This window comes from Hydrogenophaga sedimenti (assembly GCF_051857515.1).
Taxonomy (GTDB): Bacteria; Pseudomonadota; Gammaproteobacteria; order Burkholderiales; family Burkholderiaceae_C; genus Hydrogenophaga.
The window spans coordinates 1-22,032 of the sequence record NZ_JBPZHA010000014.1 but is presented as its reverse complement, the minus strand read 5'-3'; the positions used below and the strand labels follow the sequence as shown (position 1 = coordinate 22,032).

The window sequence follows — 22,032 nt, the reverse complement described above, 5'->3', positions numbered from 1 at the left end:
GCGAGGCAAGCGGGATACCGACGGTCAGGCCGTCAGCGCCACTTTCATTTGTTCCAGACGGGCTTTGATCGAGGTGTCGAGCACTTCGTCGCCCACGACCACCCGGATGCCACCGATCAGCTCGGGCTGCAGCTCGACCTTGAGGTTGAGCTTGCGGCCGAAACGCTTTTCCAGCACGCCCGAGAGGTCGGCCAGCGCAGCGCTGTCGATATCGAATGCGCTGTACACGACCGCATCGGAACTGCCGAGCCGGGCGTTCTTGAGCACACGGAACTGCGCTGCGATTTCGGGCAAGGCAGCAATGCGGCCGTTGTCGATCACGGTGCGCAGGAAGTTCTGGCCCTGAGCGGGCAGAGCATTCTTGAGCACGCCGCTGATGACGCCGAACACCTGCTCGGGGGACGCCTTGGGGCTGTCTGCGAACTGGCGCAGCTGTTCGTTGGCGGCCACGGCGCCCAGCTCGTCGAGCCAGACGGACGCGGCAGCAACGTCAGCGCCGGAAGCCTTGAACAAGGCCTCGGCGTAGGGACGGGCAATGGTTGCAATTTCAGCCATGATCTACCTGTGGATGCCAGCGGTACGGGACAGGAAAGTGGACGCGAGGATCAGAGCTCGGCCTTCAGGCGCCCGAGCAACTCGGCGTGAACGCCGGCGTTGACTTCGCGCTTGAGGATCTGTTCCGCACCCTTGACAGCCAGTGCAGCGACCTCTTCGCGCAGCGATTCGCGCGCCTTGATGACCTGCTGCTCAGCTTCCTGACGGGCGCTGGCCACGATCTTGGCGGCCTCTTCGGTCGCACGGCCCTTGGCCTCTTCGATCAGGATCTGAGCACGACGCTCGGCATCGGCCAGACGCGTGGCAGACTCGTTGCGCGATTTGCTCAACTCTTCTTCCACCCGCTTGTTGGCCACGGCCAGTTCGGACTTGGCCTTCTCGGCCGACGCCAGACCTTCGGAAATCTTCAACGCACGCTCGTCGAGAGCCTTGGCGATCGGAGGCCACACGAATTTCATCGTGAACCAGATCAGGATCGCAAAGACGACGGCCTGCGCAAAGAGGGTTGCATTGATATTCATCGCAACGCCTTTCTGTGTGTTGACAAGAGTGGTGACGCAGCTGCCGCAGGACCCACGGAAACAGGGAGAAAGACCGGCGGGATCACCGGCATTTCAGTAGCCTGCTGCCGAAAGCGGCAGCAAACCGATTAGCCCAGCGTGAAGGGGTTCGCGAAGGCGAACAGCAGGGCGATGGCCACGCCGATCAGGAAGGCGGCGTCGATCAGACCAGCCAGCAGGAACATCTTGGTTTGCAGGTCGTTCATCAGCTCGGGCTGACGTGCACCGGATTCGAGGAACTTGCCGCCCATCATGCCGATGCCGACGGAAGCGCCCAGAGCGCCCAGACCGACGATGAGACCGCAAGCCAGTGCGACGAGACCCAGAACGTTTTCCATGATGACTCCTATGAAATGGAAGTGAGGTGAAAAAGAAAGAAAAGAAACTCAGCGCGCGGAAGGTCCGTGCAACTCAGTGAGCGTCATGCGCCTGACCCAGATAAATCAGGGCCAGCATCATGAAGATGAACGCCTGCAGCGTGATCACCAGGATGTGGAAGATGGTCCACACGGTACCGGCGATGATGTGCCCGACGAAGAACAGGCCACCGCTCAGCGAGAAGGCGGCGAAGCCCCCCAGCAGCGCGATCAGCATGAACACGAGTTCACCGGCAAACATGTTGCCGAACAGTCGCATGCCGTGGGACACGGTCTTGGCGACGAATTCGATCATCTGCATGGCGAAGTTGACAATGCCCAGCAGCAGCGCGAACACCGGATTCTTGCTGGTGCCGAAAGGCGCGGTCACCAGTTCGTGCGTCCAGCCGCCCAGGCCCTTGATCTTCAGGTTGTAGAACAGCACCAGCAGCAGCACCGACATCGACAGGCCCAGCGTGGTGGACAGGTCGGCCGTGGGCACGACACGCAGGTAGGCGTGCTCGGGATCGTGGCCGATCGCGGCGTTGTACTTGCCCCAGAGCATGGGCAGCAGGTCCAGCGGCAGCATGTCCATGAAGTTCATCATGAAGATCCAGCAGAACACCGCCAGCGCCAGAGGAGCCACCAGCTTGCGGCTGTTGGCGTTGTGGATCACGGACTTGGCCTGGTTGTCGACCATCTCGAACAGGATCTCGACCGCAGCCTGGAAGCGGCCCGGCACACCAGCCGAAGCCTTGCGGGCGGCGCGCCACAGGAAGAAGCTCACCAGCGCACCCAGCAGAACGCTGAAGATCACCGAGTCGATGTTGATGATGGAGAAGTCGACGATCGACCCCTGCTTGTGACCCGACGTATTGAGGTGGGTCAGGTGATGGCGGATGTACTCGCCCGGGGTCGGTGAATGTCCTTCAGCAGCCATGTTTGTATGTTTCCGTCAACCGTTTGATTCAACGCCGGGCCTGGATCACGAATCCAAACCAGTACACCTTGAGCACCACCACCAGACCCGCGACCAGCGCGAGCCAGTTGAGATTCGGAACGATCCTGGGAGCGATCCACAACAGGATCACGGTCAGCAGGATCTTCACCCCTTCCCAGAGCACGAAATTCATGAAGACCGTCTCCACCCGCCCCGCCAGATTCCTGGCCAGCGCACTGGAGGTCAGCCCCCAAGCCATCAAGGACGTCGGAAGCGCGGCTGCGGCAGCGCCATACAGCACAGACCAGGCGATCGGGACCTGACGGGTCACGAGACCCACCAGCGCAGCCAGGGACAAGCCCACCAGCCACTGCACCCTCACCACCCGCCACGGAGTCAACTCCGGCTGACTGGCACGCCACTGCTCCGCTTCTTCACGGGTCAGGGGCTTGAACTCGGGCTCTTGCGCCCCATCTTCCCAAGCATCTGCTGTTGTGGCTGCCGTCTCCGGCAACGCAGCCGGGGCATTGTCGACATCCATCTTTACAGTCAGGTTACAAAGGTCGCTGGTCGTCGCAAAGCCAGTGATTATACGTATAAACCCACCCCGGCCGTCAACCGGCCGGCGGTGCGCGGCACTGCGCCGGATAATCCCTTCCATGCTTTCCGACCTCCCCGACACGCTCTGTTTTCTCAACGGCGAGTTCACGCGCGTGCGGGACGCCAGGGTCAGCGTGCTCGACCGCGGATTCATTTTTGGCGACGGCGTGTACGAGGTTCTCCCTGCCTACGCCGGCCGGCTCTTCCGGTTTGAGCAACACATGGACCGGCTCGACCGGTCGCTGGCGGAAACCCGCATTCCGCAACCGTTCGCGCGCAAGCGCTGGCTGGAGATCGCACGGCATCTCATGCATTCGCTGACCTCGTCCACCGGCGCCGCCGACCAGCTGGTGTACATCCAGATCACGCGGGGCGTGGCCCGGCGCGACCATGTCATGCCCGAGGGGCTGACACCGACGGTGTTCGTCATGACCAGCGAGATGAAGCCCCCCTCGATGGCCCAGCGCGCCGACGGCGTGCCCTGCGTCACGGCCGACGATTTCCGCTGGCAGAAGGCCCACATCAAGAGCACCAGCCTGCTCGGCGCGGTGTTCGCGCGCCAGATCAGCGCCGACGCCGGCGCGGTCGAAACCATCATGTTCCGCGACGGCTGGCTCAGCGAGGCAGCGTCCAGCAACGTCTGGGTGGTGCGCGACGGCGTGGTCAGCGGACCACCCAAGGACCACCTGGTGCTGCAGGGCATCCGCTACGACCTGATCGAGGAACTTTGCGCCGAAACAGGCATCCCGTTCCGGTTGCGCCGCATCCCGCGCGAAGACGTGCTGGCGGCCGACGAGCTGATGCTGTCCTCCGCCACCAAGGAGGTGCTGCCTGTCACCCTGCTGGACGACAGACCGGTCGGCACCGGCCGCCCCGGCCCCATCTACCAACGCCTTCATGCCGCCTACCAGGGCGCCAAGACCCGGCAACTGACCTGAGACTCCGCATGGACCTGAACCGACCCATTCCGCCGGACCAATCGCTGATCGAATACCCCTGTCACTTTCCGATCAAGGTGATGGGCGCCAATGTCGACGGCTACGTCACGGCCATGACGCACATCGCCAAGTCCTTCGACCCGGGCTTCGACGCCACGACCATCGAGCTGCGCCCCAGCAAGGCCGGCAACTACATGGGCCTGACGCTCACGGTGTACGTGACCAGCCGCGAGCAGCTCGACGAGCTCTACCGCACGCTGACCACGCACCCGATGGTCAAGGTCGTGCTCTGACGATCCGGCGCCGCCCCATGATCGTCCGCCCGCTCGGTCTGGTCGCGTACCAGCCCACCTACGACGCCATGGTGGCGTTCACCGCGGCGCGCACGCCGGACACGCCCGACGAGCTCTGGGTCTGCGAACACCCGCCCGTGTTCACCCAAGGGCTGGCCGGCCGCGAAGACCACCTGCTGGCGCCGGGCGACATCCCGGTGGTCAAGACCAACCGGGGCGGCCAGGTGACCTACCACGGCCCCGGCCAGGTGGTGGTCTACCCGCTGATCGACCTGCAGCGCGCCGGCTACTTCGTCAAGGAGTACGTCTACCGCATCGAGGAGGCGGTCATCCGCACCCTCGGCCACTTCGGCGTGACCGGGCACCGCGTGGCGGGAGCGCCGGGCATCTACGTGCGGCTGGACGACCCTTTCAGTCATGCGCTGCTGCCCCAGCGCCCGCAGAAACGCGAAGAAGGTTCCCCGCCTCCACAGCCGGACTTCGCCGGCCTGGGCAAGATCGCGGCGCTGGGCATCAAGGTCAGCCGGCACTGCACCTACCACGGCGTGGCGCTGAACGTGACCATGGACCTGCAACCCTTCTGGCGCATCAACCCGTGTGGCTATGCCGGCCTGCAGACGGTCGATCTTTCTACAATCGGGGTTGCCGTTTCATGGGATGAAGCGGCCCAGGTCCTGAGCGAAAAGCTCGGCGCCACCCTCAGCCCCTGAACCCCAACGCGCCACCCGCGCTTCTGCCATGACCCGCCCCGACACCCCCGCGGCCGACGCCAGCCCCACCGTCCGCGACGCCCAGCCCGCCGCCAGCTACGACGCCACCGCCAAGCAGAAGAGCCAGGCCAAGACCGCCCGCATCCCGATCAAGATCGTGCCCGCGGAGGTGCTGAAGAAGCCCGAGTGGATCCGCGTCAAGGCCGGCTCACCGACCACGCGCTTCTACGAGATCAAGGACATCCTGCGCAGCAACAAGCTGGTGACCGTGTGCGAGGAAGCGAGCTGCCCCAACATCGGCGAATGCTTCGGCAAGGGCACGGCCACCTTCATGATCATGGGCGACAAGTGCACGCGCCGCTGCCCGTTCTGCGACGTCGGCCACGGCCGTCCGGACCCGCTGGACGCGGACGAACCCGAGAACCTGGCCAAGACCATCGCCCAGCTCCAGTTGAAGTACGTGGTGATCACCAGCGTGGACCGCGACGACCTGCGCGACGGTGGCGCCGGCCACTACGTCAGCTGCATCCAGCGCACGCGCGAGCTTTCGCCGCAGACCCAGATCGAGGTGCTGGTGCCCGACTTCCGAGGCCGCGACGAGAAGGCACTGGACATCCTGGCCGCCGGCCTGCCCGATGTGCTCAACCACAACCTGGAGACCGTGCCGCGCCTGTACAAGGAAGCGCGCCCGGGCTCGGACTACCAGTTCAGCCTGAACCTGCTCAAGAAGTTCAAGCAGCGCTTTCCCGGCATCCCGACCAAGAGCGGCCTGATGGTCGGCCTGGGCGAGACCGACGAGGAAATCCTGGAAGTCATGCGCGACATGCGCGCACACGACATCGACATGCTGACCATCGGCCAGTACCTCGCCCCCAGCGGCCACCACCTGCCGGTGCGACGCTACGTGCACCCGGACACCTTCAAGATGTTCGAAGCGAAGGCCTACGAGATGGGCTTCACCCACGCCGCCGTGGGCGCCATGGTGCGGTCCAGCTACCACGCCGACCAGCAGGCGCACGGCGTGCTGAACAAGGACTGAGAGGGCCGGCGACTCGCTGTCGGTGCGCCGCTATGGCGCATCCGCAGGCAGCCACGAGCACGAGCACGAGCACGAGCACGAGCACAGTCAGATTCTGGACGACCTCGGAAGCATGCTGAAACCGGAGATCGAAAGCCGCGGTCAGCGCGTGTCCGCCGGTGCCGGTCTGGTGATCGCTCCCATCGACTGCCCTGCCCTGCGCAGCTAGACGCAACGACGCTTGGGCACCCCCTTCAGTGCAACTGCGCGCTAAGGGGCCGCCGGCATCTGAGTTCCATGCTCAGTCCGCACCGGTTGGCGCCATCTGGTCCCAGGCGGCCAGCGCCTCGGCCGTGTACATGAGCGCAGGCCCGCCCCCCATGTACACGCAGACGGTCAGCATTTCCTCCAGTTCGGCACGGGTACAGTTCAGCCGTTGCAAGGCCTTGACATGAAAGCCGATGCAACCCGAGCAACGCTGCGTGATGCCGATCGCCAGGGCGATCAGCTCCTTGTGCTTGGCGCTCACCGCCCCCTCCGCCATCGAGGCCCTGGCCAGCTGGCCGAAACCGGCCATGGCTTCGGGCTGGGACTTGCGCAGCGGTCCCAGTTGCCGGTTGATGTTCTGGATCAGGCTGCTGTGATCGAACGTGCTCATTGTTTGACCTCCAAAATATACCCATGAGAGTATCCTTGAATCCCCGGGCCCACGCATCTGTCCTGCATCAAGGGAGGGGCCGATGAACGCCAACGCCCTGGCACTGGGCGCCATCGTCCTGTGGGCTGCGCTGGCCGCGCTGGGCGTGGCCCTGTCGCATGTGCCGCCCTTCCTCCTGACCGGGCTGTCGCTGCTGATGGGCAGCGCGATCGCCCTGCCGCTTTCGCGTTTCGACTGGCGCCAGTGGAAAGTGCCGGCCAGCACGCTGGCGCTGGGCGTGTACGGCCTGTTCGGCTTCCACTTCCTGCTGTTCATCGCCCTGCGCCACGCACCACCGGTGCAGGCCAACCTGATCAACTACCTGTGGCCGCTGGGCATCGTGGTGATGGCGCCGCTGTTCCTGCCGGACGTGTCGCTCACCCGCCGCCATGTGCTGGCCGCCCTGCTCGGGTTCGCGGGCGCCGCGCTGGCGATCCTGGGCCGTGGCGGTTCGGCCGAGGTGGTCTGGGCCTGGGGCTACATCCCGGCCGCGGCCTCGGCCTTCATCTGGGCCAGCTATTCGCTGCTGACCAAGCGCGTGAAGCCCTTTCCCACCGCCGCGATCGGCAGCTTTGCCCTCGCCTCGGGTTTGTTGTCGCTGGTCTGCCACTGGTGGCTGGAACCGGCCACGGCACTGTCGACGCGCGACCTTCTGCTGATCGCCGTGCTGGGGCTGGGGCCGCTGGGTGGCGCGTTCTTCCTCTGGGACGCCGCGCTCAAGCGCGGCGACGCGCGGCAGATCGGCGTGCTGAGCTTCCTCACGCCGCTGCTGTCGACGCTGACGCTGCTGCTGGTGCGGGGAGAAATGCCCGGTATCCCGGTGGTGGTGGCCGCCGCCATGATCATCGGCGCGGCGGTGCTCGCCACGCGCCGCTGATCAAGGCGGGTTCAGTCCGCCATCAGCGCGGCCGGGTCTTCGGCCGCAAGCACGCTCTGCGCCCAGGTCGCCAGCTTGCCGGTGTCGCAGCGCAGGATCTGCTGCTTGACCGCCAGGATCTGCGAGGGGTGCATCGAGAAGCTGCGCAGGCCCAGGCCGAGCAGCAGGCGCGTCATGCCGACATCGCCCGCCATTTCGCCGCACACGCTCACGCTCTTGCCCTGCGCCCGCGCCTGAGCGATGGTGTTGGCCACCAGGTGCAGCACGGCCGGATGCACCGGGTCGTAGAGATGCGCCACGGCCTCGTCGGCGCGGTCGATCGCCAGCGTGTACTGGATCAGGTCGTTGGTGCCGATCGACAGGAAGTCGAAATGGCGCAGGAACAGCGGGATCGTCAGCGCCGCCGCCGGCACTTCGATCATCGCGCCCAGGCGCACCGGGCCATGCACCGCGCCCTGGGTGTCGAGTTGCGCCCGCGCCTTGTCGACCAGCGCCAGCGTCTGGCGGATTTCGCTGGCGTGCGCCAGCATCGGAATCAGCAGGTTGATCGGCCCCAGCGCCGCCGCGCGCAGGATGGCGCGCAGCTGGGCCAGGAACATGGCCGGATCGGCCAGGCTCCAGCGGATCGCCCGCAGGCCCAGCGCCGGATTGAGGTGGTCTTCGCCGGAGCGCACCGGCGTGCGGTCCAGCGGCTTGTCGGCCCCCACGTCGACGGTGCGGATCGTGACCGGCAGCCCCTGCATGCCTTCGACCGCGCTGCGGTAGGCGGCGTACTGCTCTTCTTCGTCGGGCAACTTGCCGTTGCGCCCCATGAACAGGAATTCGGTACGGAACAGGCCCACGCCGACCGCGCCGGCCTTGAGTGCCCCGACGGCGTCCGACGGTTGCTCGATGTTGGCCAGCAGCTCGATCTTCTGGCCGTCCAGCGTGACGGCCGGCGTGTTCTTCAGGCGCGACAGGCGCTCGCGCTCGACCTCGCCCTGGCGCTGCTTGAAACCGTATTCGGCCAGTAGGATCGGCGAAGGATCGACCACCACCACACCGGCGTCGCCGTCGATGATGACCCAGTCGTCCTGGTTGATCAGGTGGCTGGCCGAGCGCGCGCCGACCACCGCCGGGATGTCCATGCTGCGCGCGACGATGGCCGTGTGGCTGGTCTTGCCGCCCACGTCGGTCACGAACCCGGCGAACACGCTCTGCTTGAACTGCAGCATGTCGGCCGGCGACAGGTCGTGCGCGATCAGCACCAGCGGCACGTCGACCGACGGGTCGAACAGCGCGCCCGCGTCGCCGGAGCCGGCCGTCGCGGCAGCAGGCGCCGCCACCGGCGACACCACCCCGCGCATCATGCGCAGCATGCGCTCGACCACCTGCTCCAGGTCGGCCTTGCGCTCGCGCAGATACGGGTCTTCCATCTCGTCGAACTGGCGCGCGATCACCTCCAGCTGGGTGGTCAGCGCCCACTCGGCGTTGTAGTGGCGGTCGACGATCCAGTGTTTCACGCCGCTGGTGAGCTGCTCGTCCTGCAGCAGCATCAGGTGCACGTCCAGCAGCGCGCTCAGCTCGGGGTGCGCGTCGTGCGAACCCAGTTCACCCAGGCTCGCCTGGACCTTCTCGATTTCTTCGACGACTCCGTTGCGCGCCTGGCGCAGCCGTTCGATCTCGGCCTCGACCTGGTCCTGCTTGACGAAGTAGTGCGCGACGTCCATGCGGCTGGACGCCACGATCACGGCCCGCCCGATGGCGATGCCCCGGGAAACGGCGAGACCGTGAACGGTGAAGCTCATTCGCCTTCGCCGAATTTGTCGTTGATGAGGGCGAGGATGGCGTCCATCGCCGCCTGCTCTTCCGGCCCGTTGGTCTCGATCTCGACCTGGCTGCCCAGCCCGGCCGCCAGCATCATCACGCCCATGATGCTCTTGGCGTTGATGCGCCGGTCGCCCTTGGACATCCACACTTCGCAGTTGTGGCTGCCGGCCAGCTTGGTGAGCTTGGCCGAAGCGCGGGCATGCAGCCCGAGCTTATTGCTGATGGTCACGGTGGTCTTGATCATGTGTCTGTCTTCTCGCCTGATTTTGTGGTGCGGTCACCGCCACCTGGATCACGCCCTGCGTGGCCCCGATCATGGCGCGCGAAACCAGCGCGTCCAGCGATTCGTGCCGGTAGGACACGGTGCGCAGCAGCATCGGCAGGTTGACGCCTGCGATCAGCTTGGAACGCACACCGTCGACGAGCTTGTGCGCGACGTTGCAGGGCGTCGCACCGAACACATCGGTCAACACCAGCACCTGCGGCGTGTCCAGCTGTTTGACCAGCACGCGCGCCTGGGCCAGCGATTCTTCCGGCGGGGCATTGGGCAGGACATCCAGGGCCGACACCGCGTTGGCGCTGTCGGGGAACACGTGCAGCACGCAGGACCGGAGGGCCGACGCGAGCGGAGCGTGTGCGACGATGAGGATGCCGTTCATGGCGCGAGTTTATCCCGCTGCTCTGGCGGGCTGGCGCAGATGCGCGCGCAGAAACAGCCCATAGGCGGTCACACCACACAGACCGAACACCGCGACCGCGCCGCGAAAGCGCGCCACCGTGTCCCAGCCCAGCAGCGCGAACACGTCGATGAGGCCGCCGATCGCCCACTGCACGGCGAACACGCCGGCGAAGATGACCAGGTTGTAGGCCGACAGCGCACGTCCCGCCGCGGCCGCCGGCAGGGCCAGCGCCACCGCCGGCTGCGACAGCGAGACAAAGGTGCTGCTCACACAGAACGCCGCCCACAGGGGCCAGCCCGCCCCCGGCCCCATGGCCACGATCGCCGCCAGCGCCACGAAGCTCAGCGGCAGCCCCCAGGCGATCAGCCGCTCGGCGCGGATGCCGCGCTGCGCCAGCCGTGGATTGAGCAGCCCCCAGAGCCAGAAGCCCAGCAGCATGCACAGGTTGATCGCAAACAGCCCACGGGCGGCCTGCGCTGCCGTGTACCCCGCGACCTGCACCATCCACGGCCCGGCCCACAGGGTCTGCACCGCCACCATGCCGCCGTAGTTGACGAAGCCGATGGGCAGCATCTGGCGGAAGTACGGATGGCGCCAGATCACGCCGTAGCCGGGCGTCTGTGCCGGCCTGGCACCCGGGGACGGCGGAGGCATGCGCCAGTGCGGCACCAGCAGGAACAACCCGAGCATGGACAGCAGCACGAGTGCGGCCAACAGCCAGAACAGCCCGCGCCAGCCGATCATCGGCATCAGCCATTGCACCGGCAGCGTCGACGCCACCATGCCCAGCGAGCCGGTCATCAGCATCCAGGAGTTGGCGCGCATCTGCGTGGCCGGCGACAGCCAGCGGCGGTAGCCCGTGAGCGGCGCCATCAGGCAGGCGCTCACGCCCATGCCGGTGAGCGCCCGCGCAGCCAGCAATCCGGCAAAACTGGTGGCCGAGGCGAAGGCCGCGCAGCCCAGCACCGCGACCCCGAGAAACGCCAGGATCACGCGCCGCGGACCGAAGCGGTCCAGCCACGCCCCCAGCGGCAGCTGGGTCAGCGCAAAACCGAAGAAGTAGCCACCGGCCAGCAGGCCGAGATCCCGCGCCTGCAGCGACAGCTCGGCACTGAGCACCGGCGAGAGCGTGGCAGTGACGGCGCGGATCAGCGCCGAAAGAAAGTAGGCCAGTGCGAAGGACAGGAACACCGCGACCGCGGTGCGCGGCGACAACCGGTCGATGGCCCCAGGCGCCACGGCGCCGCTCATGGCGCAGGCAACTTCAGGCCACCAAAGAATGTCTCGATCGCTTCGCCGTTCAGGCGGGCGCCGTAGACCGCCGCCTGGAACACCTGCGTACCGTGCGCGAAATACACGGTGCGGGACGACACGGCCTGGCCCTGCGGATCGGTGCCCTGGGCTTGCACGCCCTGCGCCTGCGGCACGCCAGCCACCGCGACCGGCCAGTTCAGCGCCGCATCGTCCGGCGATGTGACCGTCACCCGCAGGGTCTGCAGGCTCGCCAGGCGCCAGGCGGCCAGCGCCACCGGAACCTGCGCCGGCTGCCCGACATCGGCCCAGGCCAGTGCGAATCTCAGGCCACCCGTTTCGCAGCTGTGCATGTGCAGCTCCACCGGCGTGCCCAGCATCGGCACCGGCCGGGTCGCACTCTCGGGTTTGCAGGGCATCATGGCCTGCAATGCCGTGCCCTCCACGGACCAGGCGCGCCAGTTGAAGGTCGGGCTGCAGGCGCCCAGAACCAGCAGCACCGCCAGGCCGGCGGCGCGAACAGAGTGCAGCAACGGAGTCTCCGGAATGCGCGGCAGCATGGCGCCACCGCGGCGGGCACAATGGCCCGATGAATGCTCTGGATGGTATCCGCATACTCGATTTGTCCCGTGTGCTCGCCGGGCCCTGGTGCACGCAGACGCTGGCCGACCTGGGCGCCGACGTGGTCAAGGTCGAGCGACCGCCCGGCGCCAATCACCCCGGCGGCGACGACACCCGCGGCTGGGGACCGCCCTTCCTGAAAGGCCGCGACGGCACCGACACCGCCGAGGCGGCCTACTACCTGGGCGCCAACCGCAACAAGCGCTCCGTCACCTGCGACATCGCCACGCCCGAGGGCCAGGCGCTGGTCCGCGAACTGGCGACCAAGGCCGACGTGTTCGTCGAGAACTACAAGGTCGGCGACATGGCGCGCTACGGGCTCGATTTCGACAGCCTGCACGCGCTCAACCCGAAGCTCGTCTACTGCTCCATCACCGGCTTCGGCCAGACCGGCCCGTACAAGGACCGCGCGGGCTACGACTACGCGATCCAGGGCATGGGCGGGCTGATGAGCGTGACCGGCGAGCGCGACGACCTCCCGGGCGGTGGCCCGCAGAAGGTGGGCGTGGCGGTGGCCGACCTGTTCACCGGCCTCTACGCCACGGTCGCCATCCAGGCCGCGCTGCGCCACGCCGAACGCACCGGCGAGGGCCAGCACATCGACATGGCCCTGCTGGACACCCAGGTCGCCATGCTCGCCAACCTGGGCGCCAACTACCTAGTGCGCGGTCGCGAAGAAGGCAAGGTGCCCGGCCGCGCCGGCAACGCCCACGTCAACATCGTGCCCTACCAGGTGTTCGAGGTCGCCCCCGACGCGCAAGGCCAGCCGCAGCACATCATCCTGGCCGTGGGCAACGACGGCCAGTTCGCCAAGTTCTGCGAAGTGGCCGGGCAGCCCGAACTGGCGACCGACGGGCGTTTTGCCCGCAACCAGAACCGGGTGCGCCACCGCGCCGTCCTGGTGCCGCTGCTGGAAGCCATCTTCAAGACCCGCGGCAAGGCCGACTGGCTGTCGGCCCTCGAAGCCGCCAAGGTGCCCTGCGGCCCGATCAACAGCCTGGCCGAGGTGTTTGCCGATCCGCACGTGCTCGCGCGCGGCATGGTCCACCGCTGGGAAGGGGAGCAGGCCCACCCGCTGGCCGACCAGGTCGATCTCGTGGCCAGCCCGATCAGGCTCAGCGCCACGCCGGTGCGCAGCCAGCGCCCGCCCCCGCTGCTCGGTGAACACCAGGCCGAGGTGCTGGCCGACTGGCTGGGACACCGGTGAATGGCGCGCGATTTGTCCTTCGCGTTGAACTCTCCGACAATAGGCGACTCACACCGGGACACCCGATGTTCCGCACACCCATGAAGCGCCTGTCCATTTCCCGCCGCCGTTCGCTGCTGTCCCTGTCCGCCCTGCTCGGCGTTGCCACCCTGGGCCTCGCGGCCTGTGCGGGTGGCGACCAGGCGCCGGCGTCCAAATTCGTCCTGCTGGACGGCTCGACCACCACCACCGAGCAGCTCAAGGGCAAGGTGACCCTGGTCAACTTCTGGGCCACCACCTGCACCACCTGCGTGAAGGAAATGCCTTCCATGGTGGACACCTACAAGAAGTACCAGGGCAAAGGACTGGAAACCATCGCGGTGGCGATGAGCTACGACCAGCCGGCCTGGGTGGTCAACTATGCGCAGTCCCGGCAGCTGCCTTTCAAGGTCGCGCTGGACAACACGGGCGAGCTGGCCAAGAACTGGGGCGATGTGAAGCTGACCCCGACCACCTACCTGGTCGACAAGCAGGGGCGCATCGTCAAACGCTTCGTGGGCGAACCCGACTTCCCGGCCCTGCATGCGCTGATCGAGGATCTGCTGGCCAAGGGCTGACCACCGCCGACGCTCCAAGCAAAAAAGGGCTGGCACCCGAAGGTGTCCAGCCCTTTTTGTTGAGCAGAAATTCCAAGAAAGTATCTGCTCACTCCTTGCGGAAGGTATCGTGGCAAGCCTTGCAGGTTTTCGCCGTTTCACCGAATGCCTTCTTCAGATTGTCCAGGTTGCCGGTCTTGGCCGCCGCGTTCAGCGAGGCGGTGTTTGTCACCAGGTCGTCCGAGGTTTTCTTGAACTTGGCGCCGTCGGACCAGATTTCCGGCTTGGCGCGGGTCTCCCCCTTGTCCGTGCCCGCGCCGAAGGCCGCCCAGGGCAACCGGCTCAGCTCCTCCACGAATGCCGCGTTCTCGGCGGCCACTTTCGCGTCGAACGGCGCCTTGTCGCTGGCCATGGCACCGATGCGACCGATGTGCGCCGACATCAGCGTCATGACGGCCTTGCGGTACTTCACGGCGTCTTCCGGTTTCTGGAACTGGGCCATGGCCGGCACCGACAGCGTGGACACGGTGACGGCGAGCGCGAGAGATGCGAACAGCTTCATGAAGGGACTCCTGAGCGATGGTGTAAATGAATGGGAACCCGTAGCGTCGGCTACCTGGTGCCGGAGCCTATGTCGTGGGAAAAAGTTCCACAGGAACCCGGTTCCGTGTATCGTCTCTATCCGTTTTCAGTGTTTACACCTAGGCTGAACATGCACACCGTCCGTGTCTGGGACCTTCCCACCCGCCTCTTCCACTGGGCCCTCGTGGCCTGTGTCGTCGGCCTGGTGATCACGGCCAATGTGGGCGGCCCCTGGATGGACTGGCATGGCCGCCTGGGGCTCACCGTGCTCAGTCTGCTGCTGTTCCGCATCGTCTGGGGGTTTGTCGGCGGCCACTGGTCCCGCTTTCGCAGCTTCCTGTACGGACCGTCGACCGTGTTCGCCTATCTGCGCGGCGAGGCCCGCCCCGAGCACCGCGTCGGCCACAACCCGCTGGGCATGCTGTCGGTGCTGGCGCTGCTGTCCATCCTGCTGCTGCAGGTCGGCACCGGCCTGTTCAGCGACGACGAGATCGCGTTCACCGGCCCGCTGGCCAGCCTGGTGTCGGGCGACACCGTCAGTCTGGCCACGAAGTACCACAAGTCGGTCGGCAAGCTGCTGGTGCTCCTTCTTGTGGTCCTGCATCTGGCCGCCATCGTGTTCTACAGGCTGGTGAAGAAGGACAACCTGATCCGTCCCATGGTGCTGGGCGACAAGCAGGTCGATGTCCCGCTGCCCAGCGCCGCGGATTCGGCCGGGTCGCGCCTGCTGGCGCTGGTGGTGTGGGCGCTGTGTGCGGTGGCGGTCTACGGTCTGGCGGGACTGGGGCAGTCTGCCGGCGGATGACCGGTCAGCGCCTGCGGGGACACGCTGTCGTATATTCCTTGGCCGAACCGCTTTCTTCGCGCCCCGATGTCCGAACCACGCGCCGCCACCGTCTCACTGATTGAAGTCCGCACCCCGCAGCAGGTGGATGCGATCCGGGCCCTGTTCCTGGAATACCAGGCGAGCCTGGGCATCGACCTTTGTTTCCAGGGCTTCGACCAGGAACTGGACGGCCTGCCCGGAGACTACGTGGGCCCCTCGGGCGGATTGCTGCTGGCCGAGGTCGACGGACAGGCTGCGGGCTGCTGCGCATTCCGGCCGCTGGTCAACAGCGACCATCTGGACGCCTGCGAAATGAAGCGCCTGTTCGTGCGGCCCGGCTTCCGCGGCCTGGGACTGGGCCGTCAACTGGTCGATGCCATCGTGCTGGCCGCCCAGCAGGCCGGCTACACCACCATGTTGCTCGACACGCTGAGCGACATGGAATCCGCCCGCGCGCTCTACCAGGAAGTGGGCTTTGTCGAGACCGAACCCTACTACCACAACCCCCTCGCCGGCGCCCACTACCTCAAGCTGGACCTGCGTTCGCCCGCCCCGGGCACCGCATGAAAAAAGGGCGGCCGCCCGCAGGCAGCCGCCCTCTTCACGAACAGGCCCAGGCGCCCGTCAGACACCGGCCTTGGCCTGCGCCAGCAAGGTCGCCGCGTCGCTCACCTCGAACTTGCCGGGACCTTCGACGTTCAGGGTCTTCACCACGCCGTCCTTGACCAGCATGGAATAGCGGTTGCTGCGAAGACCCAGGCCCTTGCCCGTCAGATCCAGGGTCAAGCCGGTGGCCTTGGCGAACGCCGCATCACCATCGGCCAGCATGCGCACCTTGGTGCCAGTCTTCTGGTCACGCGCCCAGGCACCCATCACAAAAGCGTCGTTCACGCTCAGGCACCAGATCTCGTCCACGCCTGCGGCCTTGAGTGCATCGAACTGCTCCACATAGCCAGGCACGTGCTTGGCCGAGCAGGTGGGCGTGAAGGCGCCCGGCAGCGCGAACAGCGCAATCGTCTTGCCGCTGCTTGCCTTGTGCGTGTCCACCGGGTTCGGCCCGATGCTGCAGCCATTGCCTTCGACTTCGACGTATTCCATCAGCGTGGTCGCCGGAATTTTCTCGCCAACCTGAATCATGTGTTCTCCTCGGGGTGTGATGGCCTGCCGGCCGGAACCGGTGCCAGATGAGCAGGCCCGGAAATGAAAAAAGCGACCGAGAATTCTCGGTCGCTTCCTTGTTTCGCGCTGAGACCAGCGTGAACAGGCTTACACCACGGCGGCCTTTTGAACCAGACGGGTAGCCACCCAGTTCTTGGTCTTGGACAGCGGGCGGCTTTCGGTGATCTCGACGATGTCACCGGCCTTGTACTCACCCTTTTCGTCGTGGGCGTGGTACTTGCTCGACTTGGCCACGATCTTGTCGTAGAGCTCGTGCTTCACACGGCGCTCGACGAGCACGGTCACGGTCTTGGCGCGCTTGTCGCTGACGACTTTGCCGATCAGGGTGCGCTTGAGGGATGTTTTGGCTTCCGTCATGACTTCACTCCTTACTTGGCAACGCGTTGCTTCTCGGCCAAGATGGTCTTGGCACGAGCGATGGCGCGGCGGGTATCGCCCAGCGTGGCGGTGTTGTTGAGTTGTTGCGTGGCCTTCTGCATGCGCAGGCCGAAATGGGCCTTCTGCAGAGACTTCACTTCGGCTTCCAGGCCGGCCACATCCTTCTGGCGCAGTTCAGCAGCTTTCATCTATGTTCTCCTGAATTACTGACCCAGCATGCGTGCCACGAAAGTGGTGCGCAGGGGAAGTTTGGCGGCGGCCAGGGCGAAGGCTTCACGAGCGAGTTGCTCGGGCACGCCCACGATTTCGTACAGCACCTTGCCGGGCTGGATTTCAGCCACGTAGTACTCCACGGAACCCTTGCCGTTGCCCATACGGACTTCGGCAGGCTTCTGGGAAATCGGCTTGTCCGGGAACACGCGGATCCAGATGCGGCCACCACGCTTGACGTGGCGGGAAATCGCACGGCGTGCGGCTTCGATCTGGCGGGCCGTCAGACGGCCGCGATCGGTGGACTTCAGACCGAAGTCGCCAAAGGCCACGGTGGCGCCGCTGGTGGCGACGCCCGTGTTGCGACCTTTTTGCTCTTTACGGTACTTGCGGCGAGCGGGTTGCAGCATGTTTATTCTCCTTTGCCGTCCGCAGGTGCCCCTGCGGGTGCGTCTTTGCGAACGCGCTTAACGGCGGGTTTGTCGGTGGCCTCGGCGGGCTTGTCGGCACCATCGGCCGGGGCGGCATTGCCACCGCGACGCACAGCGGCGCGGGCAGCAGGGCCGGCCGGACGCTCACGGCGCGGACCGCGGGGACGGCGCTCTTCTTCCGGACGCGGGGTTTCCACGGCGGGCAGATCGTTGCGACCCAGGGTGTCACCCTTGTAGACCCAGACCTTGACGCCGATGACGCCGTAGGTGGTCTTGGCTTCCGAGGTGCCGTAGTCGATGTCGGCGCGCAGGGTGTGCAGGGGCACACGGCCTTCGCGGTACCACTCGGTACGGGCGATTTCGATGCCGTTCAGGCGGCCGGCAGACATGATCTTGATGCCCAGGGCACCCAGACGCATGGCGTTCTGCATGGCGCGCTTCATGGCGCGGCGGAACATGATCCGCTTTTCGAGCTGCTGGGTGATCGAATCGGCGATCAGCTTGGCATCGATTTCGGGCTTGCGCACTTCCTCGATATTCACAGCGACCGGCACGCCGAGCTTGGCGGCCAGATCCTTCTTCAGCTTCTCGATGTCCTCACCCTTCTTGCCGATCACCACGCCCGGACGTGCCGAGTAGATGGTGATGCGGGCGTTCTTGGCGGGGCGCTCGATCACGACGCGCGAGACGGCGGCGTTCTTCAGCTTGCCCTTGAGGTATTCGCGAACCTTGATGTCTTCGGCCAGCATGCCGGCGAAGTCACGGTTGCTGGCGTACCAGCGGCTGGCCCAGTTGCGGGAAACTGCGAGGCGGAACCCGGTGGGGTTGATTTTCTGTCCCATATGTCCTCTGACCTCTTCAGTTGCCAACCGTCACGTAGATGTGACACGTGGGTTTGCTGATGCGGTTGCCGCGGCCTTTGGCGCGGGCCGAGAAACGCTTGAGTGTGGCGCCTTGCTCGACGTAGATCGTTTTCACGAACAGTTCGTCGATGTCGGCACCATCGTTGTGTTCAGCGTTGGCGATGGCCGAGTCAAGCGCTTTCTTGACAATGCCGGCGGCCTTCTTCTGCGTGAACGCCAGGATGTTCAGCGCCTGGTCGACCTTCTTGCCACGAATCAGGTCGGCCACGAGACGGCCTTTGTCCACCGACAGGCGCACGCCGCGAACGACGGAGCGGGTTTCTGTGCTCATGGTTGGTCCTTACTTCTTGGCTTTCTTGTCGGCCGGATGGCCTTTGAACGTGCGCGTCAGCGAAAACTCGCCGAGCTTGTGTCCCACCATCTGGTCGGTGATGTACACAGGCACGTGCTGCTTGCCGTTGTGCACGGCGATCGTCAGACCGATGAATTCGGGCAGGATCATGGAGCGGCGCGACCAGGTCTTGACCGGCTTCTTGTCCTTGGTGGCCACAGCCTTTTCAACCTTGGCCATCAGGTGATGGTCAATGAAGGGGCCTTTTTTGAGTGAACGAGTCATTTCTTCAACCCCTTACTTCTTGCGACGCGAGACGATCATCGACTGCGTGCGGCGGTTGTTGCGGGTGCGGTAACCCTTGGTCAGGTTGCCCCACGGATCCACCGGAGCGCGGCCTTCGCCGGTCTTGCCTTCACCACCACCGTGCGGGTGGTCGATCGGGTTCATTGCGGTACCACGCACGGTCGGGCGGATGCCCATGTGGCGCTTGATACCAGCCTTGCCGATCTGGCGCAGGCTGTGCTCGGTGTTGGAGACTTCACCGATGGTGGCGCGGCAATCCACGTGGATCTTGCGCACTTCACCCGAGCGCATGCGCACCTGGGCGTAGATGCCTTCGCGAGCCAGCAGCACGGCGGAAGCACCAGCGGAACGGGCGATCTGGGCGCCCTTGCCGACTTGCAGCTCGATGCAGTGGATCGTCGAACCGACGGGAATGTTGCGGATCGGCAGGGTGTTGCCCACACGGATCGGCGACTCGGAACCGGACAGCAGCGTGGCACCGACTTCAACGCCACGGGGGGCGATGATGTAGCGGCGCTCGCCGTCGGCGTAACACAGCAGCGCGATGTGCGCCGTGCGGTTCGGGTCGTACTCGATGCGTTCGACCTTGGCCGGAATGTTGTCCTTGTTGCGACGGAAGTCGACCACGCGGTAGTGGTGCTTGGCACCGCCGCCCTTGTGGCGAACCGTGATGTGGCCGTTGTTGTTGCGGCCGGACTTCTGGTGCTGGGGTTCCAGCAGCGGCGCGAAACCGTCACCCTTGTGCAGGTGTTCGCGCGTGACTTTCACCATGCCGCGACGGCCTGGCGAAGTCGGTTTCATCTTGATCACTGCCATGATTAGGCCTCCCCACCGAAGTTGAGTTCCTGACCCTCGACCAGCGTGACATAGGCCTTGCGCACATGGTCGCGGCGACCCACGGTCTTGCCGAAGCGCTTGGTCTTGCCCTTTTGGTTGAGCACGGACACGCCCTTGACCTGGACCTTGAACATCAGTTCAACGGCGGCCTTGATTTCGGGCTTGGTGGCGTCCTGCAGCACCTTGAACAGCACAGCATTGGACTGCTCGGCGGCTTGGGTGGCCTTTTCCGACACGATCGGTGCCACGAGCACCTGCATCAGACGGCCTTCGTCGTATTTCGTGACGCTCATGCGAACATCTCCTTGAGCTGGTCGATGGCACCCTTGGTGACCAGCACCTTCTTGTAGTGCACCAGCGACACCGGATCGGCGTAACGCGGCTCGACCACGAGCACGTTGGCCAGATTGCGCGAAGCCAGATACAGGTTCTCGTCGACTTCTTCGGCAATCACCAGAACATTGTTCAGGTTCATGGCCTTGAACTTGGCGGCGAGCTGCTTGGTCTTGGGCGAATCCACCTTGATGGAATCGACCACGGCCAGGCGGCCTTCACGGACCAGTTGCGAGAAGATGGACGCCATGCCGGCGCGGTACATCTTCTTGTTGAGCTTCTGGGTGAAGTTTTCGTCCGGGCTGTTCGGGAAGATGCGGCCGCCCCCACGCCACAGCGGCGAGGAAGTCATACCGGCACGTGCGTTGCCCGTGCCCTTCTGCTTGAACGGCTTCTTGGTCGAGTGCTTGACCTGTTCACGGTCTTTCTGGGCACGCGTACCTTGACGGGCGTTGGCCTGATAGGCCACCACGAGTTGGTGGATCAGGGATTCGTTGTAATCGCGACCGAAGATGGTTTCGGGCACATCCAGCTTGGACGCGGCCTGACCCTGGTCGTTCAGGAGTTCAACTTGCATCAGTTAGCTCCCTTCTTGGCCTTGACGGCGGGACGGACGGTCAGGAAACCGCCGTTGGCGCCAGGCACGGCACCACGGATCATCAGCAGCTGACGGGACTCGTCGACGCGGAAGATGTCCAGGTTCTGGATGGTCTTGGTCTGATCGCCCATGTGGCCGGTCATCTTCTTGCCCGGGAACACGCGACCCGGATCCTGGGCCATGGAGATCGAGCCCGGCACGTTGTGCGAACGGCTGTTGCCGTGCGACGCGCGCTGCGAGCTGAAGTTGTGGCGCTTGATGGTGCCGGCGAAGCCTTTACCGATCGAAGTGCCCTGCACGTCGACCTTCTGGCCGGCGGCAAAGATGGCGTTGGCGGCCACGGTAGCGCCCGGCTGGTACTGGGCAGCCACGTCGGCGGCAACGCGGAATTCCTGGATGATTTCACCCGCTTCGACACCGGCCTTGGCCAGGTGGCCCGCGATGGGCTTGGTGACGCGGGAGGCGCGGCGCTGGCCAAAAGTGACCTGCAGCGCGTCGTAGCCATCGTTGGCTTGGGTTTTGACTTGCGTCACGCGGTTGTTCGACACATCGACCACCGTGACAGGCACTGCGTCCCCGTCATCGGTGAACAGACGCATCATGCCCACCTTGCGACCCAACAACCCGAGGGAGTTGCTAAGACTCATTGTTTTCTCCGTTCCCGACTGCAATTGGCCGGGGCTGATGTTTGACCCGATCACCCGAAGGCAACCAGGACGGGAATGCGACCCTGAACATTTTCATGAACCGGACCGACAAACGAAAATTTCGGGCCAAGAGCCCGAAAAGCCCGCCAGTATAACCGGCGGGCCCGATCATGGCAAGCCCGGACTTTCGCCCCGGCCCGCCACAGTCATCACTGCAGCTTGATTTCGACGTCCACGCCGGCCGGCAGGTCCAGCTTCATCAGTGCGTCCACCGTCTTGTCGGTCGGGTCGACGATGTCCATCAGACGCTGGTGGGTGCGGATTTCCAGCTGGTCGCGCGAGGTCTTGTTGACGTGCGGCGAACGCAGGATGTCGAAGCGCTTCATGCGGGTCGGCAGGGGCACGGGGCCCTTGACGATCGCGCCGGTGCGCTTGGCGGTGTCAACGATTTCGGCGGCAGAGGTGTCGATCAGCTTGTAATCGAAGGCCTTCAGACGGATGCGGATCTTTTGCTTGGAAGACATGTGTGTGCTCCTTAGGCAATGATCTTGGCAACCACGCCGGCGCCGACGGTACGGCCGCCTTCACGGATGGCGAAACGCAGACCTTCTTCCATGGCGATCGGGGCGATCAGCTTGACCGTGATCGACACGTTGTCACCAGGCATGACCATTTCCTTGCCTTCGGGCAGCTCGATGGCACCGGTCACGTCCGTCGTGCGGAAGTAGAACTGCGGGCGGTAGTTGTTGAAGAACGGCGTGTGACGGCCACCTTCGTCCTTGGACAGCACATACACCTCACCGGTGAAGTGCGTGTGCGGCTTG

34 protein-coding genes are annotated in these 22,032 nt (G+C 65.3%); 9 read left to right on the top strand and 25 right to left on the bottom strand.

Going from position 1 to position 22,032, the window contains the following annotated elements; all coding sequences use genetic code 11:
• Positions 1-24 precede the first annotated feature (24 nt).
• From ACS5NL_RS19810 to ACS5NL_RS19790, 5 genes are all read right to left on the bottom strand, one after another.
• Positions 25-555, bottom strand: coding sequence for a F0F1 ATP synthase subunit delta (locus tag ACS5NL_RS19810; RefSeq protein ID WP_439355693.1), 531 nt, complete (start codon positions 553-555; stop codon positions 25-27).
• A 50-nt stretch (positions 556-605) separates the two neighbouring features.
• A complete protein-coding gene (locus tag ACS5NL_RS19805) occupies positions 606-1,076 on the bottom strand; it encodes a F0F1 ATP synthase subunit B (protein WP_439355692.1) in 471 nt (156 codons plus the stop codon).
• 128 nt (positions 1,077-1,204) lie between these two features.
• Positions 1,205-1,453, bottom strand: a complete 249-nt coding sequence (atpE, locus tag ACS5NL_RS19800; RefSeq protein ID WP_374407998.1) for a F0F1 ATP synthase subunit C — start codon at positions 1,451-1,453, stop codon at positions 1,205-1,207.
• A gap of 73 nt (positions 1,454-1,526) precedes the next feature.
• Positions 1,527-2,411: a F0F1 ATP synthase subunit A gene (gene atpB, locus ACS5NL_RS19795; RefSeq protein ID WP_439355691.1), complete on the bottom strand. Its 885-nt coding sequence runs from the start codon at positions 2,409-2,411 to the stop codon at positions 1,527-1,529.
• A 28-nt stretch (positions 2,412-2,439) separates the two neighbouring features.
• Positions 2,440-2,952, bottom strand: a complete 513-nt coding sequence (locus ACS5NL_RS19790) for an ATP synthase subunit I (protein ID WP_439355690.1) — start codon at positions 2,950-2,952, stop codon at positions 2,440-2,442.
• A 118-nt stretch (positions 2,953-3,070) separates the two neighbouring features.
• On the opposite strand from ACS5NL_RS19790, the gene ACS5NL_RS19785 reads away from it, so the two are divergent.
• The 4 genes from ACS5NL_RS19785 to lipA are packed head-to-tail and all read left to right on the top strand — an operon-like array spanning position 3,071 to position 5,991.
• Entirely contained in the window at positions 3,071-3,949 is an 879-nt protein-coding gene (locus ACS5NL_RS19785) for a D-amino acid aminotransferase (RefSeq protein ID WP_439355689.1), read from the top strand.
• A gap of 8 nt (positions 3,950-3,957) precedes the next feature.
• The gene (locus ACS5NL_RS19780) at positions 3,958-4,242 is read left to right on the top strand and encodes a DUF493 family protein (protein ID WP_439355688.1); all 285 of its coding nucleotides are present in this window, start codon (positions 3,958-3,960) and stop codon (positions 4,240-4,242) included.
• 17 nt (positions 4,243-4,259) lie between these two features.
• Entirely contained in the window at positions 4,260-4,952 is a 693-nt protein-coding gene (lipB, locus tag ACS5NL_RS19775; RefSeq protein ID WP_439355687.1) for a lipoyl(octanoyl) transferase LipB, read from the top strand.
• A gap of 28 nt (positions 4,953-4,980) precedes the next feature.
• Entirely contained in the window at positions 4,981-5,991 is a 1,011-nt protein-coding gene (gene lipA / locus ACS5NL_RS19770; protein WP_439355686.1) for a lipoyl synthase, read from the top strand.
• 280 nt (positions 5,992-6,271) lie between these two features.
• Here the strand turns inward: lipA and ACS5NL_RS19765 are convergent, their stop codons facing one another.
• Positions 6,272-6,628, bottom strand: a complete 357-nt coding sequence (locus ACS5NL_RS19765; protein WP_439355685.1) for a carboxymuconolactone decarboxylase family protein — start codon at positions 6,626-6,628, stop codon at positions 6,272-6,274.
• An 82-nt stretch (positions 6,629-6,710) separates the two neighbouring features.
• Here ACS5NL_RS19765 and ACS5NL_RS19760 point away from each other — a divergent pair, with 82 nt between their 5' ends.
• Positions 6,711-7,544, top strand: coding sequence for a DMT family transporter (locus ACS5NL_RS19760; RefSeq protein ID WP_439355684.1), 834 nt, complete (start codon positions 6,711-6,713; stop codon positions 7,542-7,544).
• 11 nt (positions 7,545-7,555) lie between these two features.
• On the opposite strand, the gene ptsP is transcribed toward ACS5NL_RS19760, so the two are convergent.
• Genes ptsP through ACS5NL_RS19735 form a run of 5 tightly spaced genes read right to left on the bottom strand, consistent with a single transcriptional unit; the run spans position 7,556 to position 11,817 of the window.
• Positions 7,556-9,331, bottom strand: coding sequence for a phosphoenolpyruvate--protein phosphotransferase (gene ptsP, locus ACS5NL_RS19755; protein WP_439355683.1), 1,776 nt, complete (start codon positions 9,329-9,331; stop codon positions 7,556-7,558).
• The gene (locus ACS5NL_RS19750) at positions 9,328-9,597 is read right to left on the bottom strand and encodes an HPr family phosphocarrier protein (protein ID WP_411366381.1); all 270 of its coding nucleotides are present in this window, start codon (positions 9,595-9,597) and stop codon (positions 9,328-9,330) included. Before ACS5NL_RS19750 ends, ptsP begins: the two co-directional genes overlap by 4 nt.
• A complete protein-coding gene (locus tag ACS5NL_RS19745; RefSeq protein ID WP_439355682.1) occupies positions 9,566-10,012 on the bottom strand; it encodes a PTS sugar transporter subunit IIA in 447 nt (148 codons plus the stop codon). Before ACS5NL_RS19745 ends, ACS5NL_RS19750 begins: the two co-directional genes overlap by 32 nt.
• Before the next feature lie 9 nt (positions 10,013-10,021).
• Positions 10,022-11,284 carry an MFS transporter gene (locus tag ACS5NL_RS19740; protein ID WP_439355681.1) on the bottom strand — a complete coding sequence of 421 codons (1,263 nt, stop codon included), beginning with the start codon at positions 11,282-11,284 and terminating at the stop codon, positions 10,022-10,024.
• The gene (locus tag ACS5NL_RS19735; RefSeq protein WP_439355680.1) at positions 11,281-11,817 is read right to left on the bottom strand and encodes a hypothetical protein; all 537 of its coding nucleotides are present in this window, start codon (positions 11,815-11,817) and stop codon (positions 11,281-11,283) included. The genes ACS5NL_RS19740 and ACS5NL_RS19735 overlap by 4 nt, the downstream gene beginning before the upstream one ends.
• A 56-nt stretch (positions 11,818-11,873) precedes the next feature.
• Here ACS5NL_RS19735 and ACS5NL_RS19730 point away from each other — a divergent pair, with 56 nt between their 5' ends.
• Together ACS5NL_RS19730 and ACS5NL_RS19725 are read left to right on the top strand one after the other, a co-directional pair.
• A complete protein-coding gene (locus ACS5NL_RS19730; RefSeq protein WP_439355679.1) occupies positions 11,874-13,112 on the top strand; it encodes a CaiB/BaiF CoA transferase family protein in 1,239 nt (412 codons plus the stop codon).
• 65 nt (positions 13,113-13,177) lie between these two features.
• Positions 13,178-13,708 carry a TlpA family protein disulfide reductase gene (locus ACS5NL_RS19725; RefSeq protein ID WP_439355678.1) on the top strand — a complete coding sequence of 177 codons (531 nt, stop codon included), beginning with the start codon at positions 13,178-13,180 and terminating at the stop codon, positions 13,706-13,708.
• Positions 13,709-13,796: 88 nt separating this feature from the next.
• On the opposite strand, the gene ACS5NL_RS19720 is transcribed toward ACS5NL_RS19725, so the two are convergent.
• The gene (locus ACS5NL_RS19720) at positions 13,797-14,249 is read right to left on the bottom strand and encodes a c-type cytochrome (protein WP_439355677.1); all 453 of its coding nucleotides are present in this window, start codon (positions 14,247-14,249) and stop codon (positions 13,797-13,799) included.
• Between the two features lie 150 nt (positions 14,250-14,399).
• Between ACS5NL_RS19720 and ACS5NL_RS19715 the strand changes: the two genes are divergently transcribed.
• Both ACS5NL_RS19715 and ACS5NL_RS19710 read left to right on the top strand, forming a co-directional pair.
• Positions 14,400-15,074 carry a cytochrome b/b6 domain-containing protein gene (locus tag ACS5NL_RS19715; protein WP_439355676.1) on the top strand — a complete coding sequence of 225 codons (675 nt, stop codon included), beginning with the start codon at positions 14,400-14,402 and terminating at the stop codon, positions 15,072-15,074.
• Positions 15,075-15,140: 66 nt separating this feature from the next.
• Entirely contained in the window at positions 15,141-15,662 is a 522-nt protein-coding gene (locus tag ACS5NL_RS19710) for a GNAT family N-acetyltransferase (RefSeq protein WP_439355675.1), read from the top strand.
• A gap of 57 nt (positions 15,663-15,719) precedes the next feature.
• Here ACS5NL_RS19710 and ACS5NL_RS19705 read toward each other — a convergent pair whose 3' ends face one another.
• From ACS5NL_RS19705 to ACS5NL_RS19645, 13 genes are all read right to left on the bottom strand, one after another.
• Complete coding sequence (locus ACS5NL_RS19705) at positions 15,720-16,232, bottom strand: peroxiredoxin (protein WP_439355674.1); 513 nt, start codon at positions 16,230-16,232, stop codon at positions 15,720-15,722.
• Positions 16,233-16,361: 129 nt separating this feature from the next.
• A complete protein-coding gene (gene rpsQ, locus ACS5NL_RS19700; protein ID WP_411366389.1) occupies positions 16,362-16,631 on the bottom strand; it encodes a 30S ribosomal protein S17 in 270 nt (89 codons plus the stop codon).
• Between the two features lie 11 nt (positions 16,632-16,642).
• Entirely contained in the window at positions 16,643-16,840 is a 198-nt protein-coding gene (gene rpmC / locus ACS5NL_RS19695) for a 50S ribosomal protein L29 (RefSeq protein WP_439355673.1), read from the bottom strand.
• 15 nt (positions 16,841-16,855) lie between these two features.
• Entirely contained in the window at positions 16,856-17,272 is a 417-nt protein-coding gene (gene rplP / locus ACS5NL_RS19690) for a 50S ribosomal protein L16 (protein WP_066157696.1), read from the bottom strand.
• Between the two features lie 2 nt (positions 17,273-17,274).
• Positions 17,275-18,135 (bottom strand): 30S ribosomal protein S3, encoded by an 861-nt coding sequence (gene rpsC / locus ACS5NL_RS19685; RefSeq protein ID WP_382174890.1) that lies wholly within the window; start codon positions 18,133-18,135, stop codon positions 17,275-17,277.
• Positions 18,136-18,151: 16 nt separating this feature from the next.
• The gene (gene rplV / locus ACS5NL_RS19680; RefSeq protein WP_411366390.1) at positions 18,152-18,487 is read right to left on the bottom strand and encodes a 50S ribosomal protein L22; all 336 of its coding nucleotides are present in this window, start codon (positions 18,485-18,487) and stop codon (positions 18,152-18,154) included.
• A 9-nt stretch (positions 18,488-18,496) separates the two neighbouring features.
• Positions 18,497-18,772: a 30S ribosomal protein S19 gene (gene rpsS / locus ACS5NL_RS19675; RefSeq protein ID WP_411366391.1), complete on the bottom strand. Its 276-nt coding sequence runs from the start codon at positions 18,770-18,772 to the stop codon at positions 18,497-18,499.
• A 12-nt stretch (positions 18,773-18,784) separates the two neighbouring features.
• Positions 18,785-19,609: a 50S ribosomal protein L2 gene (gene rplB / locus ACS5NL_RS19670; protein ID WP_066261951.1), complete on the bottom strand. Its 825-nt coding sequence runs from the start codon at positions 19,607-19,609 to the stop codon at positions 18,785-18,787.
• A 2-nt stretch (positions 19,610-19,611) separates the two neighbouring features.
• Positions 19,612-19,923, bottom strand: coding sequence for a 50S ribosomal protein L23 (gene rplW, locus ACS5NL_RS19665; RefSeq protein ID WP_439355672.1), 312 nt, complete (start codon positions 19,921-19,923; stop codon positions 19,612-19,614).
• On the bottom strand, positions 19,920-20,540 hold the full coding sequence (gene rplD, locus ACS5NL_RS19660) for a 50S ribosomal protein L4 (RefSeq protein ID WP_439355671.1): 621 nt from the start codon (positions 20,538-20,540) through the stop codon (positions 19,920-19,922). Before rplD ends, rplW begins: the two co-directional genes overlap by 4 nt.
• Entirely contained in the window at positions 20,540-21,208 is a 669-nt protein-coding gene (gene rplC / locus ACS5NL_RS19655) for a 50S ribosomal protein L3 (RefSeq protein ID WP_411366393.1), read from the bottom strand. The genes rplD and rplC overlap by 1 nt, the downstream gene beginning before the upstream one ends.
• 209 nt (positions 21,209-21,417) lie before the next feature.
• Positions 21,418-21,732 carry a 30S ribosomal protein S10 gene (gene rpsJ / locus ACS5NL_RS19650; protein WP_068174613.1) on the bottom strand — a complete coding sequence of 105 codons (315 nt, stop codon included), beginning with the start codon at positions 21,730-21,732 and terminating at the stop codon, positions 21,418-21,420.
• 11 nt (positions 21,733-21,743) lie between these two features.
• Positions 21,744-22,032 (bottom strand): EF-Tu C-terminal domain-related protein (locus ACS5NL_RS19645; RefSeq protein WP_500684336.1); only part of this gene is annotated, 289 nt, incomplete at its 5' end.

Excerpts from the sequence above, each read along its gene's own strand:
- ACS5NL_RS19810 (WP_439355693.1), bottom strand. The coding sequence starts at position 555 with ATGGCTGAAATTGCAACCATTGCCCGTCCCTACGCCGAGGCCTTGTTC.
- ACS5NL_RS19805 (WP_439355692.1), bottom strand. The coding sequence starts at position 1,076 with ATGAATATCAATGCAACCCTCTTTGCGCAGGCCGTCGTCTTTGCGATC.
- atpE (WP_374407998.1), bottom strand. The coding sequence starts at position 1,453 with ATGGAAAACGTTCTGGGTCTCGTCGCACTGGCTTGCGGTCTCATCGTC.
- atpB (WP_439355691.1), bottom strand. The coding sequence starts at position 2,411 with ATGGCTGCTGAAGGACATTCACCGACCCCGGGCGAGTACATCCGCCAT.
- ACS5NL_RS19790 (WP_439355690.1), bottom strand. The coding sequence starts at position 2,952 with ATGGATGTCGACAATGCCCCGGCTGCGTTGCCGGAGACGGCAGCCACA.
- ACS5NL_RS19785 (WP_439355689.1), top strand. The coding sequence starts at position 3,071 with ATGCTTTCCGACCTCCCCGACACGCTCTGTTTTCTCAACGGCGAGTTC.
- ACS5NL_RS19780 (WP_439355688.1), top strand. The coding sequence starts at position 3,958 with ATGGACCTGAACCGACCCATTCCGCCGGACCAATCGCTGATCGAATAC.
- lipB (WP_439355687.1), top strand. The coding sequence starts at position 4,260 with ATGATCGTCCGCCCGCTCGGTCTGGTCGCGTACCAGCCCACCTACGAC.
- lipA (WP_439355686.1), top strand. The coding sequence starts at position 4,981 with ATGACCCGCCCCGACACCCCCGCGGCCGACGCCAGCCCCACCGTCCGC.
- ACS5NL_RS19765 (WP_439355685.1), bottom strand. The coding sequence starts at position 6,628 with ATGAGCACGTTCGATCACAGCAGCCTGATCCAGAACATCAACCGGCAA.
- ACS5NL_RS19760 (WP_439355684.1), top strand. The coding sequence starts at position 6,711 with ATGAACGCCAACGCCCTGGCACTGGGCGCCATCGTCCTGTGGGCTGCG.
- ptsP (WP_439355683.1), bottom strand. The coding sequence starts at position 9,331 with ATGAGCTTCACCGTTCACGGTCTCGCCGTTTCCCGGGGCATCGCCATC.
- ACS5NL_RS19750 (WP_411366381.1), bottom strand. The coding sequence starts at position 9,597 with ATGATCAAGACCACCGTGACCATCAGCAATAAGCTCGGGCTGCATGCC.
- ACS5NL_RS19745 (WP_439355682.1), bottom strand. The coding sequence starts at position 10,012 with ATGAACGGCATCCTCATCGTCGCACACGCTCCGCTCGCGTCGGCCCTC.
- ACS5NL_RS19740 (WP_439355681.1), bottom strand. The coding sequence starts at position 11,284 with ATGAGCGGCGCCGTGGCGCCTGGGGCCATCGACCGGTTGTCGCCGCGC.
- ACS5NL_RS19730 (WP_439355679.1), top strand. The coding sequence starts at position 11,874 with ATGAATGCTCTGGATGGTATCCGCATACTCGATTTGTCCCGTGTGCTC.
- ACS5NL_RS19725 (WP_439355678.1), top strand. The coding sequence starts at position 13,178 with ATGTTCCGCACACCCATGAAGCGCCTGTCCATTTCCCGCCGCCGTTCG.
- ACS5NL_RS19720 (WP_439355677.1), bottom strand. The coding sequence starts at position 14,249 with ATGAAGCTGTTCGCATCTCTCGCGCTCGCCGTCACCGTGTCCACGCTG.
- ACS5NL_RS19715 (WP_439355676.1), top strand. The coding sequence starts at position 14,400 with ATGCACACCGTCCGTGTCTGGGACCTTCCCACCCGCCTCTTCCACTGG.
- ACS5NL_RS19710 (WP_439355675.1), top strand. The coding sequence starts at position 15,141 with ATGTCCGAACCACGCGCCGCCACCGTCTCACTGATTGAAGTCCGCACC.
- ACS5NL_RS19705 (WP_439355674.1), bottom strand. The coding sequence starts at position 16,232 with ATGATTCAGGTTGGCGAGAAAATTCCGGCGACCACGCTGATGGAATAC.
- rpsQ (WP_411366389.1), bottom strand. The coding sequence starts at position 16,631 with ATGACGGAAGCCAAAACATCCCTCAAGCGCACCCTGATCGGCAAAGTC.
- rpmC (WP_439355673.1), bottom strand. The coding sequence starts at position 16,840 with ATGAAAGCTGCTGAACTGCGCCAGAAGGATGTGGCCGGCCTGGAAGCC.
- rplP (WP_066157696.1), bottom strand. The coding sequence starts at position 17,272 with ATGCTGCAACCCGCTCGCCGCAAGTACCGTAAAGAGCAAAAAGGTCGC.
- rpsC (WP_382174890.1), bottom strand. The coding sequence starts at position 18,135 with ATGGGACAGAAAATCAACCCCACCGGGTTCCGCCTCGCAGTTTCCCGC.
- rplV (WP_411366390.1), bottom strand. The coding sequence starts at position 18,487 with ATGAGCACAGAAACCCGCTCCGTCGTTCGCGGCGTGCGCCTGTCGGTG.
- rpsS (WP_411366391.1), bottom strand. The coding sequence starts at position 18,772 with ATGACTCGTTCACTCAAAAAAGGCCCCTTCATTGACCATCACCTGATG.
- rplB (WP_066261951.1), bottom strand. The coding sequence starts at position 19,609 with ATGGCAGTGATCAAGATGAAACCGACTTCGCCAGGCCGTCGCGGCATG.
- rplW (WP_439355672.1), bottom strand. The coding sequence starts at position 19,923 with ATGAGCGTCACGAAATACGACGAAGGCCGTCTGATGCAGGTGCTCGTG.
- rplD (WP_439355671.1), bottom strand. The coding sequence starts at position 20,540 with ATGCAAGTTGAACTCCTGAACGACCAGGGTCAGGCCGCGTCCAAGCTG.
- rplC (WP_411366393.1), bottom strand. The coding sequence starts at position 21,208 with ATGAGTCTTAGCAACTCCCTCGGGTTGTTGGGTCGCAAGGTGGGCATG.
- rpsJ (WP_068174613.1), bottom strand. The coding sequence starts at position 21,732 with ATGTCTTCCAAGCAAAAGATCCGCATCCGTCTGAAGGCCTTCGATTAC.